The following is a 13,692-nucleotide window of genomic DNA, read 5'->3' as shown; positions in this document are numbered from 1 at the left end:
CGCGCACAGAGGCCGATTACGAGGCTTGGCGCCGGCAGCGCGACAGGACGGCCTGGAACGATCGAATGCACGACCTGGTTCTGCCACTTCCACACAGCGGCCAGAAGGGATTGCACGCTGATTCTGCGGCGAGGTAATCACCAATCCCACACTAGATTCTCATATTCGCTCTTTCCACCCCCTGGCGGCTGCATGAAGCTCACCGCCGATCGTCTCTTCGCCAACCCTGAAGCCGCAGCGCGCAAGATGGTCGAGATCGCCGCCGGCATCGAGCCCGTCCAGGACGGCCGCATTCACATCGAGAAGATCAACGCGCCATTCCTCTACGCGGGTGGGGTTTCCATCAAAAACCCAGTCTACCCATGGTTCGCGATTTCGTGCTCGCGTCTGAAGGACGCTGCGCGACGTCGATCTGGCCGCGCTGCCACATGGACGCCACGAAGAAGCGCGCGCAGAAGCTAGAACCGAAGGGCCAGACTGTCGATTTCAAGGAGTTGCTGCGCATGGAGCCGGACAGCGGCACGACCAATATCCGCAACGTCAACAGCGCACATTGGAAGCGATGGCTTGCACCTGACAACCGCTGCCTGGTGCCGCTTACGTCGTTTTCCGAGTACGACACGATCGACGGCAAGAAGGTCCCGGTGTGGTTCGCACAGGACGAGACCCGCCCCCTGCTCGCCTTCGCTGGCATCTGGACGAACTGGACCAGCGTGCGCAAGGTCAAGGAAGGTGAAGTAACCGCCGACGTGTTCGGCTTCCTTACAAGCGATCCCAACGCCGAGGTGAAACGCGTCCACCCGAAGGCAATGCCGGTCATCCTGACGACCGCGGAGGAACGCGACGTGTGGATGCGCGCCTCGTGGGACGAAGCCAAAGCGCTGCAGCGGTCCCTCCCCGACGGCGCGCTCAAGATCGTCGCCACCGGCGAGAAGGAAGATCCCTTCCCGGCTGCTTAGCTGACTACCCAGCGCCCGATGAGCGCTCAGATAGGAGACCGGCCGTAGTTTCCCGGCCGTCAGCGTTCTTCAGCCGTTAAACTATACCGGCTATAGGGGCAGGATGAGCCAAGACGCTGATCCGCGAACCGAGGCCGAAGAGGCGATGCGCTGCGCCGTAGCCGCTACCTGCCCGGTCGACCGTTTGAAATGGTTGCGTGTTGCTCTGGCGTGGCAGGACCTTGCCCGGGCGGAAGCTCAATGTCCGAAACAACGCCGTGCATCCGCTGCATGAAAGCTCACCGCCGAACGTCCCTTCGCCAACCCAGAAGCCGCAGCGCGCAAGCTGGTCGAGCTCGCTGCAAGGATCGAACCAGTGCAGGACGGTCGCATCCACATCGAGAGGATCAACGCCCCATTCTTCTGCTCGCTTAAAGCCACCGGCCCGGAGTTCGGTGCGGGCATCAAGGTAGCAGTCGAGCGTGGCTGGCTCGAGCTGTACGAGAGTCGAACCTATGTGCGGCTTTTGAAGACAGAACCAGCCAACCGATAACAAGCCCCCGTTCGATCTTCTTTGGTTCTCAGCGGACACAACCTGAATGTGCTTTGTCGGTTGTAAAAGAACAAAACGTGTCAGCTCTCGCTCGCCTGCATGCGGTGTTGCTTAAATCCGCAGAAGCAGATTAAGACATCTCGTTCCTGCCTATCTTTCCCGACATAGTGATTTCGGTGCGAACGGCGGCGGCCGTGCATGTGGACGGCCCTGGCGTTTCTGCCAGCCCCAAGCGCCGGGGCCGCTCCTCATTTACGGATAGAAGCAAAAACGCCGCCCGCTTAAATGTATCGCGGACGGCGGCGTTCCAGCCCCGGGTGGGGATGATGCAAAAATCCCGGTACCAATTAGTCTGATTGTACTAGGCGAAGGTTCAACCAATTGCCACTATTTCCCGATCACATTTGCAATATCTAACCACACCACGATCTGCGCGGTGGACAGCTCGTTGTGCCGCAGACGTAAGGGTGCGCCAGTCCTTCGCTGATTAATATCTAGCTGACGTTGCGCCCGCCAACGGTCAGCACTCCACACTGGCGTCCGTAGTTACAAAGCTTTGTTTCCTCTAGGCCGGGCTTGCAGGCGCATGCCACGCGCTCCAACTTTGCGCCTCCTGATGCAATTAGATCCTGTAAGCGGCGCGTCGCGAGGTCAGCACGTCGCCTTTCATCATCGCAACGTGCAAGGTTTCCTTTTTCCAGCGTGTCAAAGCCGCCAGCCAAAGGCGGACTGAAATCACCTCGAAATTCGGTGATAGCTCTTTGCCATACGGGCAACCTTGAAGCTCCCGTCAGGGGGTACTCCCAGAGAGCATCTCACTGTGCCACTTTTTCCCGGTACAGTGGCTTTGCGCGCGGCGGTACGCGGGACGGCTCCGGTGTGCCTCCAGCCAGCCTCGCGCGCCGGGGCCGTTCTCGTTTGCAGGATCGGACCTTGTCCGGCTGGCCATCGAGCGCAAGGAATAGCCATGAGATCCCCGGTCGTGAAACGGTCCATCGTCGTCGGAGGTCACAAGACCAGCGTCAGCCTGGAAGAGGACTTCTGGAACGGCATGAAGGAGATCTCCGTTCTGCGCAATATGACGCTCTCGGCGCTGGCCGATGAGATCGACCGCAACCGCCCGCACGGCAATTTGTCGTCCGCGTTACGTTTGTTCGTCCTCGACCACTTTAAGCACCGGGCCGCGGCGACCCAGCTTGAGCAGAAAGTACCGGCACAGCCCAGCCATCGCGCGATGGGGCGTGAGCTCTGAAGCGAGACCGCAGCCCGCGTCCGTCCCGACCTCAATTCAGCTTCCGGCGCAGCTTCCTAATGATCTCCCGCAGATCAGGCGTCGAGCCTCTTGCCTGTGCTGCATTGCCCCATGCTAAGCCTCTCCGGCTCACTGGTATCCCAGACGCCAACACCAAGCAGCAACCATTTTCCAGAACCGGCGAAGCATTCCGGAAACAAGCCGAGCCTAGCCTACTGTTTATTGTCCAATGGGGATTTCGGTCGTGTGGGCATTTATTGAAAATCTGTATCGAGACTATTGCCTGACGCGGGTGCAAGAGATCCGGAAATACGAGCTGTCGCATTGAGCCATGGCACCGATCGCCGTTAGCCCGGAGCTCGCTGGGAATAGGTCGGAATGCTGCTCGGGTCAGGCTACCCTCTCGTTCAATTTCGCGTCGGCGAAACAACGTCCCACGACGTCAATCGGCGGCTTGCAACGTGCGTCGTTAGGCAATGCTCGCACAGTGGGTAGCCTGTCACCCTTGACCGCCCGATTGGCGACCTGATCAACAAATATGGAAACTTTCGCGCTAACATCTGCCTGAAGGGAAAATGCCTGCTGCGCTCCTATCAATGCAGCGAGGGTCACGATACAGGTAAGGAAATATGACGCGAGTGTCTTGATACGCATGGCACTGCTCACTCGACCATCCGCCCCCTAGCATAAGCTCTGTCGCGAGAGCAGCTTTGCGGTTCAAACCCTTTGGGTGCGGGCGCTCAGTTCCTCGGCAACTCCAACCATTCACTTACGTCGTTCGATCTCGACTAATTTTCTCCAAAATTGCGCGGCGTGCTCGTCCCAATGACAAGAAGAAAGCCGATACCGCAGCGCCCCATGGCAATTGCCAAAGAACGGCTCGCTGCGTGTCGCATGTTCGTCACGCTGGCGCAGTTGGCGCGCAAGATCATCCAAATCGACGGCAGCGAAGTCATCGCCGACTCGGACATCGGCACCATGTTGCTCATAATGGCCGCCGTGATCATCGGCCACGCCGAACAACGCCCGATGAACAAAAGCAGCGTGGCGGCGTTCCTCGACCTGCCGCGCACAACGATCGGACCGAAGCTCGACAAGCTCGTCGAGGTCGGCGCGCTCGTTTGCGAACAGGATCGATACTTCTTCATGGAGCCAGAGCGTGCTATTCGCCCGCCGGAGGGTGACGTGAGGCGGTGGACTTCTGCCGTTGCAAAAACGTATGAGCAGCTCGTCCCCCTTTTGACCGATCTCGACACTAAGGGATTTGGCTCGAAGCGTCACACGAGCTAAGAGGACAATCCCACTTGATTGGTGGAAGGCGCTAAGCGCCAAAGCATCACACCGCACACATAGAGGTTCGACTATGCAGAGGCCGCCGCAACGCGGCCCGATCGCGCGCCTTTTGCGCAAGCGGGCCATCGTCACCAAGGCGCAAGCCGAGTTGGAACACGCCTTCCGATCAACCCATTGGCGCGCGCCGTTGATCGCTCATTGGAAGGATACCGAGCCTACGTATTGCTGTCGCATCTGCGCCGCCGACGTCGAATGTGGGGAACACATTTGCGTATCTCATTCATAGCGCCCGCACTTCTTCTGACGGCATCGAGCATGTCAATCGTACCTTTGATCTGCCGAGCACGCAAAACGAGAAGATCAACGCGCTGTTCCTCTACGCGTTGAAGGCCGGCGGCGAGGAATTCGGCGCCGGCATCAAGATGTCGGTCGAGCGCGGTTGGATCGAGCTGCACGAGAGCGGGACCTATGTGCGGCTCCTGAAGGATGATGCCGCGGGACATCAATCGGAATGAAAAAAGACCCGCCTCCGAGTTCATGGGAAGAACTGCACCAACGAAATGCGTCCGAAGGCGGGGCACGAGGACTTAAGTATTGCCAAAACATCGAATGACAGTCCGTAAGCCTGCCATCCGACCAGATCAAACTAGCAGGGCGCCTTGGGAAACGTGGTAATTGGGTCTAGCGTGACCCTTGGACGCACCAGGATTGTGAAGCAGATAGAATGACCGATCGAGGCTGGGGCGGCCTTTCGACGAACCGATAAAGGTTGGCGGGCGCGATCTCGTCACCTTGCGCGATGCCGGCGAGTACATCGCCAAGCAACCCAAGGCTGTGCACGATGCCCGGAGTGGCAAACCGTGATGGAAGCGCTGATCCTGGTGGCAGAGAAAGGTGGACCGACGATGTTCGCCCGGATCGGCATCATGCGGGCCTTGAACCGGGCTACGGCGAAATGACAGGAGCCGCTCCAAAGAACGGCCCCGGCATGGGGCTGGCAACGCCGGAGCCGTTCTTGCGCGCTGGGTCCGAGCGGAATGACTTAAAGACCGGGAAAAAATGGCAATAGCACGGCCACTGCTTCTATTTGAGAGAGGCCCGCCGGCTCCGCAATGGAGGCGCTGATTCTGGTGGCCGAGCAAGGCGGCCCGGCGATGCTCGCTTGCATCGGCATCATGCGCGCCTTGAACCGCGGCAAGCCACCACCAGATGCTGAAGCGCGACGCAAGAAAGCCAAGGCGCATAGGGTTTTCAGATGACTGTTCCGGAAGCGAGGCCCGGCATTGGAGGCAAATCCAACCGGACCTCGCCGCCGCCGATACCCTGGGAGGAATCGACGACGACAAAAGTTCTCATGGTAGGCTAACGTCCGCCTGACGAGGCCCGCCGGCGTGAACCGATGGCCCAGGAGCGCCGAAGCCCACCGCTTGCAACCGCCGGTGCGCTTGCCCTTATCTAGGACCTTTAGGGCACGTTGTGAGTTGAGGCGTCATGCCGCGGTTTGCCAAGAACCCGGGGGCGCGTTATGAGCGCTACGCCTCAACGTCCGTCGTCAGCCGTCCCACCAGTCGCATTTGATCGCCCCGCTTGTCCGAGGTGCAAAGCTCGGATGATGCTCGTCAGCATCGAGTCAGAACGCCCAGGCGTCGACTTGGATACGTTTCAATGCGCTGTCTGCAATCACGTGCTTTCGATCCTTGCGGCGCACGAAGATACCATGCACTCAAAGGCCCTTGGCCGCTGGCTTCTAGGCGATTTGCACCCGCCAAGGTAATGCCGATGCCGGGGCCGCAAACAGCCACGCTGGATTCCAGTAGCTCCGCGCGCGGCTGCGCTTGGGTGCGTGACCGCGGAAAGCCAGGTCCGGGCCCCTTTTCCGCGTCAGCGCGGATCAAGAGAGAGGGGCGCGAGACCGCAGCCCCGCGCCCTGTAGGCCCACGTTAAGTTTTCGCCGTAAGATCACCCCGGCTACTTTCGCCCATGCGCAAGATCAGCCTTCGTTCCGGTAGTAGGACGATGGGCTGACGCGAAACATTTTCTCGCTCTGTAACTTAAGTTAATCATGGGGCCGATCAAAGAAGTCGCATTATGGAACCGATCAGCCGAATATCGGACCGCATCGACCCTAAGACTGCCCGGTCGATTTGTGACGAGGTGGGTGACAGGTTGCAACAGGACTTATCTCGCGAAACTTCGCCCCTGCCGCCCTACCTCGAACGTCTAATCGATGAGTTGCGCAAACAGGAGCGTCATCCAAATGATGGCGTCGAAACCTGGCGCGCCCGCTGACTAGCGCGGCCGTCTGAGCGTGAAGAAACCTCGTCGCCGCGCTCGCCCGGCGCGCTCTCCGCTGATCTTGTCGTTGAGTGCACTGTTTCAGGGTTGCGTCTCGGCGGTCGCCCGATTGTCCGCTCTCGCGCCGCTGTCGGTAACCGGTCCAGGTACCTGACCGCACTCAACCCCCCGGGAGCAGCCCGGGCGGGCATTCCCGATGGCGGGGGGCTTTATTGCAAACCGAGGTCTGTTAGTGCGATTGGAAACCCAAGTTTGTTAGACCACCATTGATCAGGTTCACGGCGTCACCGCCGACAGCCACAGCGGCCTGCACGGGAGCGTTGATCTGTGTGATGACCTGGGGGGCTATGGTGATAGGTCCGATAAAATCGCCGCCAGACACCGCCTCGACTTCCATCTCCGTCAGTTCACGGATCATGACTTGCCTCCTTAGGAGAAAAGCCCGCACACCCCTCGGGAGCAGCCCGTGGAGTGTGCGGGCATTGCCGACTTAGCTGATGGATCCAGCCTGGACCCCGGTGTTCGACTGAGGGCCGGCCACCTGGACAACGGAGCCGCCGATAGCAACACCGGTCTGGTTGAGCGAGTTGTTCTGAAGAAGAGTCTGGGTCAACGTCGGGATCGAGATCGAAGCAACGTTGACAGTACCGCCAGCCACCGCCTCGAGGTCCGTATCGATGAGTTCACGCATCATGATGATTTATCCAAAGAGTTTGTATCTGTGAACAACATCTGGCTCGAAGCGAGCCAGCGCCTCACTGCTCGTGTAGATGCCTGAGGACCGATTTTTTATCTGTGACAGAAATCACCCACCGAACGTCCCTTCGCCAACTCGGAGGCAGCACGGAAGCTGGTCGAGATCGCCACTAGCATCGAGCCCGTGCAAGACGGTCGCATCCATATCGAGAAGATCAACGCGCCGTTGCGAGGAGTTCGGCGCCGGCATCAAGATGGCGGTCGAGCGCGGTTGGCTCGAGTTGCACGAGAGCGGGACCTATGCCCGGCTCCTACAGGCCGAAACCGCCAATTGATGCGTCCTATCGAAGGAAGCCCGCCATTCGCGACGGGCTCAAGGCTAGGGAGGAAACGCGCCCATGAAGACGCGGCAAAAGCCTACGACGAGTCGCGCCAATGCAGTGTGTCGCGATCGACACTGTGGACAACAAAGCGCCCCTAGCGCTACACGCAAGGAATGACAGATCGGGGCTGGGGCGGCCCTTCGAGATCCTTTCAAGGTTGGCGGGCGCAAGCTCGTCACCTTGCGTGACGCCGGCCACCACTACATTGATAAGCTCGGCCTGGATCCATCAGCGGGTTGGCCCATGATTTCACGCCTCATCCACCGCATAAACGGCTTTTAGCCTCTTCTCGATACTTGCAATGCGCCGCAGGCACCTTGTTGTCATCGCATTGCGGCTGTGTGCCTGGATGACTACACGCCAATCGCCATCGGGCTCAGGAATGACTGCAAGCGCCACGCCTATCGGGCAATCGCCGCTATCCCTCAACTCTTCGAGAATGATCCAGCCCAAATCACCGGCAGAAATCGGTGTCTTAGCCATCGAATCCCCCTCAGCCCGGCTACAACCTATACGCGTGCGGTTTCGGCGCAAGTCCGGTCTAATTCGGAGGCCATGGCCCGTTTGCAATGCGGCGCAGGCGCATTGAACGTCGTGCCAAACCGGGCCTGATAAGCCGGCACGCGCGACGCGATCTCGAACTCCTACCGGCCGTAGTTTCCCGGCTGTGTTCATTCGTCGGTCATTAAGCTGTACCAGCTATAGGGGCAGGATGAGCCAAGATGCTGATCCGCGCATCGAAGCCGAAGAGGCGATGCGCAACGCCGTAGCCGCTACCTGCCCGGTCGACCGTTTGAAATGGTTGCGTGTTGCTCTGGCGTGGCAGGACCTTGCCCAGGCTCAGGCCCAGTGCGCCCGCCAACGCGGAGCATCCGCTGCATGAAGCTCACCGCCGAACGTCCTGCGCCAACCCGGAAGCCGCAGCCCGAAATCTACAAACGATTCACATAGGCAAATACAGGCCGAGGGAATGAGAGCCCCTATCGTCGCTGATCGAGTCAGCGATTGGGGAGGAACAATCCTTGAGCGGCGATGCAACTTCACAAGGTAGGTTTGTCATTCGGCAAGGACGCGAAGGTTGGATGGTTTACGATCGAGAGCGTAAGGGGCCGGCGCATATTGGGCCCCGTTTGGCAGCCAATCTGACGATGGAGGAAGCCGAACACTTGATGCAGATCCTGAATACCAACCCGAAAGAAATACCTCGTTCTGAAGTCAGCTGGGAGCCTTTCTGAGCGCACGAAACCCGGAACCTGGGGCCGTGTAATCTGCAGTGGGGAAAACCGATGCCGCTCGCTGCCATTGAGACGTGGCACTACAAGACGGATCTCGATCCGTCGCCGATCGAGCCATCCTGGATCATTGAAGGCAATCCGGAAGCCCGTTCCCGCCTGCTGTCGTCGAGCGCGTGCCACACTGCCCACGCCATGATCTGGTCGTGCACCGAAGGCAAGTTCAACTGGTACTACGATCTCGATGAGACCATCATGATCCTCGAAGGATCAATCGTGCTCGAAATCGACGGCATGCCGCCGAAGCGCTATGGCGTTGGTGACGTGATATTTTTTCGCAGCGGCGCGCGCGCCAAATGGCACGCCGAGGGCTATGTGAAGAAGGTTGCTCTTCGTCCACCTGACCTATCCGATCCCGTTGGGCATCGCGATCCGAACCTTCAACAAACTCAAGTCGCTGATCGCGCGGAACGCACCCCGGGGCTCGCTTGCGGAGTAAGACCGCACTTCCGCTATTGCTCCCCGACCAAAGCTCCAGCTGCGGTTACGTAGGCCGTAAACCGGATGCCGGGCCTCGCAGAACTTTCCGCCGCGGCTTCCAGATCGACAGGCGAATATCTGTCGATCTACGCAGGGTCGGCTCGAGCGCGCGATCCGGACATGAAGGAGATATTTCTGGCTGATGCTGGATCACATCTCACAAGCAGCGAGCGGCCTGACATTTTTTTCACATTCTAACCTACCGCGAAACGCTAGAGTGGGGTGCGGGTTCGAGCGCCGCTAGGTAAGAGCTCCAAGCTACTAATCATCAGCCATCCACCTGCCGCCACCACGCGTCTCTCCCTATTGGCCGCGGGTCAGTTTCCATGTCCCAAGAGGTCCAATATGCTGGCAACATATCGTACCCTTCGGTGGCTGGGTTTTTCACGCTGGGGGGCCACGCGAAAACTTCTGAAAATCTACTGTGTGACTTTCCAATCGCGACTGTTCTAGACAAGACAGCGGCGCGGGGCCGCCTGAGTGGGCGCCTCGGCGGCTGGTGGAAGTCGGACTTCACATCTGTCGTCTCACACTTTCGAGAAATCGTTGTTTCTCGCCAGGCGCGTAACCTTGGGAAGCTCCATAATACGGTTCATTGTATTGATTGTACGGTGCAGTCCGGTAGTGGATCGGTGGCTCAGGTGGCGCGTACGATCTGGTCACAGCGTACGCGGTTGATCGTGATCCGACTTGGCGAGAATAACGCCGATTGTTCCCTCTCGCAGGCGCCGTCGCACCAGCGTAATACGGGTTGAGGATGCACATCTGACCGTTGGCCGACGCCCTGCATTGGTCCATCGTCGTGTAGCTGCATCTATAGTAAGGGCTGGCTCCGAAAGAGACGACATACAAGCAAACGGGAAAAGCCGGATCATATCTTTGAGCCCGGGCGTGCCCTGCTGTTAAAATGATACCCATCGTCAAAAGCGTCAAAGCCAATGTGCGCATTGGAACTTCCTCCAAATCGGCACAACACCCCTACACCGTTGGCGGTATTGATCCAAGTCAACGCTCACGGAATAGGTTCATGCGCGTGCAGTGAGAGGCGGCCCAGTCTTGCTTCGAGAAGCCTTCCCTGCGCGCAAAAGTCCGACATCCCGTCGTGGCGCACCGCGTCGCCGTCGCTGAGAAACGATTGCGCACGAAAACGGCGATAGAAGAGTCTGCGCTGTCGAGGTCCAAGAGACTGCACCAATGACCAACCTACCGCTCAGTCCACGCGAGAAGCAACTCCTGAGGCGCTTTGTCGCCGGGAAAACGGATGCTCAGATCGCCGAGCGGCTCGGTGGCACCGCAGCGCAAGTCGCAGAACAGCGTGTCCGCCTACTTGAAAAGCTGAAGATCAGCGCGCCGGACGAGATCGCCGATGCAGCCGAGCGACTGGCAAGTTGGGGAACCTACAGAGGGGTAACGTAGGCACCGGGCGAACAAGGCCGGCCGTTGTCCTGTAATCCCGCGCTCCCGGCGCGCTGTACGGCCTTCCCGGCGAAAGACGCGCCGACCGCAATCCCTAACAGGTCCTAGTTCGAGCATGGTCTAGTTCTCTAAGGATTTGATCGCGGTGCGCAACGAATTGCGTTTGCGTCCGCGGAATGTTTCCAAGAGTGCGCGAGCCAAAGTTGTGTCATGCCCGTGATGTTCAAGATCTTCGATACGCTGTTCTTGGTCGGAAACCTTCTGCTCGCCACGCAGCAAGTGGCGCCCAGCTTGTTCAAGATGTTGAAGATGCCGGGACCGATCCATCTCGCTATAGGCGGGAGCGCTAGCGGTCTCTCAGCCACCGGCGCCTACGGACGAAGCCTGGCCGGTGATGCCGAACAATAACGCTTTTGCCGAAACGTTACGAGGAATTCCCTTGTCCACACCACACGGCAAGCTGCGTAGCGGAACTTGGAACCGCACAAGGGAACGCTTTCGTCGATTTGCGTTTGTCTCAACGAGGCAGAACGACGCGAGGTGGAACAGATGGCCCACCACAACGAACCTTCCTTGAAGGACTGCCGAGTTCTAGTTGTCGAGGATGAGTATCTTATCGGAGACGACCTCGCGAACGCTCTCCGGGCGCTCGGTGCTCATGTGGTCGGGCCGGTCACTGAACTCGCCGACGCGATGTCTGTCGAGCACGATTGTTTCGATGTCGCCGTGGTCGATATCAACCTGCGCGGTTGCTCATCCCTTCCGGTCGCGGACGAATTCATGCGTGTCGGAAAGCCCTTCATTTTCACGACTGGCTACGGTGTCGAGATCATCCCCGAGCGCTTCCAGCATGTGCGACGATGGGAGAAGCCGTATGAGATCGAGAACGTCACGGCTGATGTCGCCGAACTGTGTGGCGAACGTTCTCTTTGATGCGCGAAACGCCGGTGATGGCGGACCGTCCGCAGGGTCGTCCTGGTCCTCCGGCGCGCGTGAAAATGCGGGTTACGTGCGACCGCCTCTATTGAGAATATCTGCCGCGAATCCGTGGATGCAGTTGCGGAGGCAACAGTCTGCCAAGGACGCGTTCTCATAAATCGAGATGGGGGCGTGTCCGCCATGCCCCCATAGCAGTTAAACGGCGTCGCGCCGCTCAGTACGGATAGTACCCGCCGGGGCAGGCATAGTTGCCGTACGCGTCGTAGCCGCAGCCGCCGCGGTAGTAGGACCCCGCCGCAGCCGCGCCGACCGCAGCCGCACCCACTGCCGCCGCACCGACCCCGTAGCGGTAGCCGCGATACGCCCCTGCATACGCACCCCGATAGCCGTAGCGCCCGCCGCGCACAGCGACAGCGCCGCCCCGGTATCCGCGAGCCGCGACTGCGCCCCCGCGGTAGCCTCCTGCTCGCACGGCACCGCCGTGGAAGCCTCCGGCGCGCATGCCGCCGCCGCGACCGCCGCGGGCGAATGCGTCATCGGGAGTGAAGGTGACCAGCAGCGTGGCTGCGGCTGCCGAAGCGATGAGAATTCGACGCAACATTAGCGTACTCCTTCTTCGAGAGAGGAAGCCGCGGACACCTGCATCGCGTTGACCGCGGGTCCGCCCGAAGTCTCGCGCGCTGGAGCTTCGCACCTTTGACCTGGATCAATCCTCACGTTCATCTTCGTGAACGACTGCTCCATCGACCGCCTTCACGCTGACGCCGCAATTGGAGTATCCTGCCGGGACGAACAGGAATGACGCTGATGACCGAGGTCGTCACCGACGGGGCTATCTCTCGACGGCGGTCCATCATGCGCGAGACCGTCAGCGCGTCGGCACTCGCACTGCACCTCGATTGCAGCCGGCAAGCTCGAAGCGGAAGGCGTGATCCAGCGGCATGGTCAGGGCTTCCCGCTGGACCAGAGCCGTGTTGCGTACCTGCGGCACCTGCGGCGCGAACACAAGCACTCACCCCGCACGGAAGCCGACGCTGATCACGTCAACGCCAAGACCGAACTGCTGCAGATCAAGATTGAGGAGAAGAAGCGCACCTTGGTGCGGCGTGACGCGGCCGACGAACTGATCGATCAGATCGCGGGCACCGTCCTGACGCATCTGTCCGGCATGGCGGCGCGCTGCTCGCGCGACACGACGGTCAGGCGCAACATCGACGCGGTCGTGGATCTGGTCTGGCGCGAGATCGCGGCAGCCTGTCTTACCAAGGCGGGCGAGTGGAACGAGCCATCACTCGCTGCGCAGGACCGACGCTCCGGCATCGCTCTGCTGCGGGTCGCCTTATCATACCGCGCTTAACTATTGTACCATCTCGCACACAAAAGGCGGTGCGCGATGTGGCGCATGTCGAACACGCAAGCGCTGATCTTCGTCGCGGCGGTCGTCGTCATGGTCGCGCTGGCGGTTTGGTGGCTGGCGCTGTAGCCAGCGATCGAGGGAGGCGGCATGGTGCAGATAGGCCCCTCCGACGGCGCCATGAGCCAGAGCGTGGTCGCGGCAAGAGGGGATCGGCCTCCAAAAGGGCGACAGAGAATGCCGGGCTTTCCCAGCGACGTGTTCGCCAAGCCCGCCAAGTCCTCGCGCACTCCCGCGATCTCGCGCTCGCCGTGCGCGGTGGCCCAAACGAGGTTCGGCCTCCTTAGGAACGGTTCGCGCGACTTGTCGTTCACGCAGAGGCAGGAAGTTTGAGGGCGGCGCGGCGCTGATCCGGATGAAACCTATGTTAATTGTGCTCGTCGCGCTGTTCGCAACGCCGAGCCTCGCCCGTGATCGTGGCGCCAATGTGCTGGCTCATCTCCGGAATTGCGCGCGTGGTTCAACGGCCTGAGCAGCGGCATGGGGCCGTGCTGCTCGGTCGCCGATGGCCGAACGATCGCCGACGCCGACTGGATCAGCAGCGCCGGTCACTATCGCGTCCGCGTGCCGCGCAGCGATGCCGATGACAGCGAGCTGGTGTGGGTCGATGTGCCCGACGAGGCGGTCATCACCGCGCCGAACCGGGCGGGGCGAACGATCGTGTGGCCGCTCTGGGCCCTCGGCTAGCGTCTCGATCCGCTGCTTTATGCCGGGAAGCATGACGTAGATCGCTGTTTGCTG

The 13,692-nt window shown here is 60.2% G+C and carries 18 protein-coding genes and 2 pseudogenes; 15 read left to right on the top strand and 5 right to left on the bottom strand.

Annotated elements, in window-relative coordinates; genetic code table 11:
• Positions 1–192 precede the first annotated feature (192 nt).
• The 8 genes and pseudogenes from NLN62_RS40450 (at position 193) to NLN62_RS40410 (ending at position 6,325) form a co-directional block, all read left to right on the top strand.
• Positions 193–462, top strand: coding sequence for a hypothetical protein (locus NLN62_RS40450; protein ID WP_254112369.1), 270 nt, complete (start codon positions 193–195; stop codon positions 460–462).
• Positions 429–959 (top strand): annotated as a pseudogene (locus tag NLN62_RS40445) (SOS response-associated peptidase family protein); the annotation flags it as partial. The gene NLN62_RS40450 and the pseudogene NLN62_RS40445, both read left to right, overlap by 34 nt.
• A gap of 355 nt (positions 960–1,314) precedes the next feature.
• Positions 1,315–1,491, top strand: coding sequence for a hypothetical protein (locus NLN62_RS40440; RefSeq protein WP_371933078.1), 177 nt, complete (start codon positions 1,315–1,317; stop codon positions 1,489–1,491).
• A gap of 967 nt (positions 1,492–2,458) precedes the next feature.
• Positions 2,459–2,743 carry a ribbon-helix-helix domain-containing protein gene (locus NLN62_RS40435; protein WP_027528076.1) on the top strand — a complete coding sequence of 95 codons (285 nt, stop codon included), beginning with the start codon at positions 2,459–2,461 and terminating at the stop codon, positions 2,741–2,743.
• A gap of 894 nt (positions 2,744–3,637) precedes the next feature.
• Positions 3,638–4,033, top strand: a complete 396-nt coding sequence (locus NLN62_RS40430) for a hypothetical protein (protein ID WP_027528075.1) — start codon at positions 3,638–3,640, stop codon at positions 4,031–4,033.
• A gap of 257 nt (positions 4,034–4,290) precedes the next feature.
• Positions 4,291–4,551: a hypothetical protein gene (locus tag NLN62_RS40425; protein ID WP_371933077.1), complete on the top strand. Its 261-nt coding sequence runs from the start codon at positions 4,291–4,293 to the stop codon at positions 4,549–4,551.
• A gap of 597 nt (positions 4,552–5,148) precedes the next feature.
• Positions 5,149–5,295, top strand: coding sequence for a hypothetical protein (locus NLN62_RS40415; RefSeq protein WP_198031979.1), 147 nt, complete (start codon positions 5,149–5,151; stop codon positions 5,293–5,295).
• An 829-nt stretch (positions 5,296–6,124) separates the two neighbouring features.
• Entirely contained in the window at positions 6,125–6,325 is a 201-nt protein-coding gene (locus NLN62_RS40410) for a hypothetical protein (RefSeq protein ID WP_084802003.1), read from the top strand.
• 235 nt (positions 6,326–6,560) lie between these two features.
• Here the strand turns inward: NLN62_RS40410 and NLN62_RS40405 are convergent, their stop codons facing one another.
• The 3 genes from NLN62_RS40405 to NLN62_RS40390 form a co-directional block, all read right to left on the bottom strand.
• Positions 6,561–6,749 (bottom strand): hypothetical protein, encoded by a 189-nt coding sequence (locus NLN62_RS40405; RefSeq protein ID WP_254112368.1) that lies wholly within the window; start codon positions 6,747–6,749, stop codon positions 6,561–6,563.
• Between the two features lie 72 nt (positions 6,750–6,821).
• On the bottom strand, positions 6,822–7,025 hold the full coding sequence (locus NLN62_RS40400; protein ID WP_254107409.1) for a hypothetical protein: 204 nt from the start codon (positions 7,023–7,025) through the stop codon (positions 6,822–6,824).
• A 634-nt stretch (positions 7,026–7,659) separates the two neighbouring features.
• Positions 7,660–7,893 carry a hypothetical protein gene (locus tag NLN62_RS40390; RefSeq protein ID WP_156944780.1) on the bottom strand — a complete coding sequence of 78 codons (234 nt, stop codon included), beginning with the start codon at positions 7,891–7,893 and terminating at the stop codon, positions 7,660–7,662.
• 539 nt (positions 7,894–8,432) lie between these two features.
• Between NLN62_RS40390 and NLN62_RS40385 the strand changes: the two genes are divergently transcribed.
• Both NLN62_RS40385 and NLN62_RS40380 read left to right on the top strand, forming a co-directional pair.
• Positions 8,433–8,645, top strand: coding sequence for a hypothetical protein (locus tag NLN62_RS40385; protein ID WP_198031918.1), 213 nt, complete (start codon positions 8,433–8,435; stop codon positions 8,643–8,645).
• A 51-nt stretch (positions 8,646–8,696) separates the two neighbouring features.
• Positions 8,697–9,141: pseudogene (locus tag NLN62_RS40380) on the top strand (cupin domain-containing protein).
• A 554-nt stretch (positions 9,142–9,695) separates the two neighbouring features.
• Here the strand turns inward: NLN62_RS40380 and NLN62_RS40375 are convergent.
• Positions 9,696–10,130 carry a DUF3551 domain-containing protein gene (locus NLN62_RS40375; RefSeq protein ID WP_084801771.1) on the bottom strand — a complete coding sequence of 145 codons (435 nt, stop codon included), beginning with the start codon at positions 10,128–10,130 and terminating at the stop codon, positions 9,696–9,698.
• Positions 10,131–10,376: 246 nt separating this feature from the next.
• Between NLN62_RS40375 and NLN62_RS40370 the strand changes: the two genes are divergently transcribed.
• From NLN62_RS40370 to NLN62_RS40360, 3 genes are all read left to right on the top strand, one after another.
• Complete coding sequence (locus NLN62_RS40370; protein ID WP_254112367.1) at positions 10,377–10,598, top strand: LuxR C-terminal-related transcriptional regulator; 222 nt, start codon at positions 10,377–10,379, stop codon at positions 10,596–10,598.
• Positions 10,599–10,808: 210 nt separating this feature from the next.
• Complete coding sequence (locus NLN62_RS40365; RefSeq protein ID WP_254112366.1) at positions 10,809–11,006, top strand: hypothetical protein; 198 nt, start codon at positions 10,809–10,811, stop codon at positions 11,004–11,006.
• A 141-nt stretch (positions 11,007–11,147) separates the two neighbouring features.
• Entirely contained in the window at positions 11,148–11,531 is a 384-nt protein-coding gene (locus NLN62_RS40360) for a response regulator (protein WP_254113833.1), read from the top strand.
• A gap of 220 nt (positions 11,532–11,751) precedes the next feature.
• On the opposite strand, the gene NLN62_RS40355 is transcribed toward NLN62_RS40360, so the two are convergent.
• The gene (locus NLN62_RS40355; RefSeq protein ID WP_254112365.1) at positions 11,752–12,231 is read right to left on the bottom strand and encodes a hypothetical protein; all 480 of its coding nucleotides are present in this window, start codon (positions 12,229–12,231) and stop codon (positions 11,752–11,754) included.
• Between the two features lie 234 nt (positions 12,232–12,465).
• On the opposite strand from NLN62_RS40355, the gene NLN62_RS40350 reads away from it, so the two are divergent.
• Entirely contained in the window at positions 12,466–12,894 is a 429-nt protein-coding gene (locus NLN62_RS40350) for a hypothetical protein (protein ID WP_027527243.1), read from the top strand.
• A gap of 504 nt (positions 12,895–13,398) precedes the next feature.
• On the top strand, positions 13,399–13,638 hold the full coding sequence (locus NLN62_RS53740; RefSeq protein WP_371933076.1) for a hypothetical protein: 240 nt from the start codon (positions 13,399–13,401) through the stop codon (positions 13,636–13,638).
• Positions 13,639–13,692 lie beyond the last annotated feature (54 nt).

This window comes from Bradyrhizobium sp. CCGUVB23 (genome assembly GCF_024199885.1).
In the GTDB taxonomy this organism is placed as follows: domain Bacteria; phylum Pseudomonadota; class Alphaproteobacteria; order Rhizobiales; family Xanthobacteraceae; genus Bradyrhizobium.
This window is presented reverse-complemented; position numbering and strand designations above follow the sequence as displayed.

What these genes read in the sequence shown, in the direction of transcription:
- NLN62_RS40450 (WP_254112369.1), top strand. Translation starts at nt 193, where the DNA reads ATGAAGCTCACCGCCGATCGTCTCTTCGCCAACCCTGAAGCCGCAGCG.
- NLN62_RS40435 (WP_027528076.1), top strand. Translation starts at nt 2,459, where the DNA reads ATGAGATCCCCGGTCGTGAAACGGTCCATCGTCGTCGGAGGTCACAAG.
- NLN62_RS40430 (WP_027528075.1), top strand. Translation starts at nt 3,638, where the DNA reads ATGTTCGTCACGCTGGCGCAGTTGGCGCGCAAGATCATCCAAATCGAC.
- NLN62_RS40415 (WP_198031979.1), top strand. Translation starts at nt 5,149, where the DNA reads ATGGAGGCGCTGATTCTGGTGGCCGAGCAAGGCGGCCCGGCGATGCTC.
- NLN62_RS40410 (WP_084802003.1), top strand. Translation starts at nt 6,125, where the DNA reads ATGGAACCGATCAGCCGAATATCGGACCGCATCGACCCTAAGACTGCC.
- NLN62_RS40405 (WP_254112368.1), bottom strand. Translation starts at nt 6,749, where the DNA reads ATGATCCGTGAACTGACGGAGATGGAAGTCGAGGCGGTGTCTGGCGGC.
- NLN62_RS40400 (WP_254107409.1), bottom strand. Translation starts at nt 7,025, where the DNA reads ATGATGCGTGAACTCATCGATACGGACCTCGAGGCGGTGGCTGGCGGT.
- NLN62_RS40390 (WP_156944780.1), bottom strand. Translation starts at nt 7,893, where the DNA reads ATGGCTAAGACACCGATTTCTGCCGGTGATTTGGGCTGGATCATTCTC.
- NLN62_RS40375 (WP_084801771.1), bottom strand. Translation starts at nt 10,130, where the DNA reads ATGCGCACATTGGCTTTGACGCTTTTGACGATGGGTATCATTTTAACA.
- NLN62_RS40370 (WP_254112367.1), top strand. Translation starts at nt 10,377, where the DNA reads ATGACCAACCTACCGCTCAGTCCACGCGAGAAGCAACTCCTGAGGCGC.
- NLN62_RS40365 (WP_254112366.1), top strand. Translation starts at nt 10,809, where the DNA reads ATGCCCGTGATGTTCAAGATCTTCGATACGCTGTTCTTGGTCGGAAAC.
- NLN62_RS40360 (WP_254113833.1), top strand. Translation starts at nt 11,148, where the DNA reads ATGGCCCACCACAACGAACCTTCCTTGAAGGACTGCCGAGTTCTAGTT.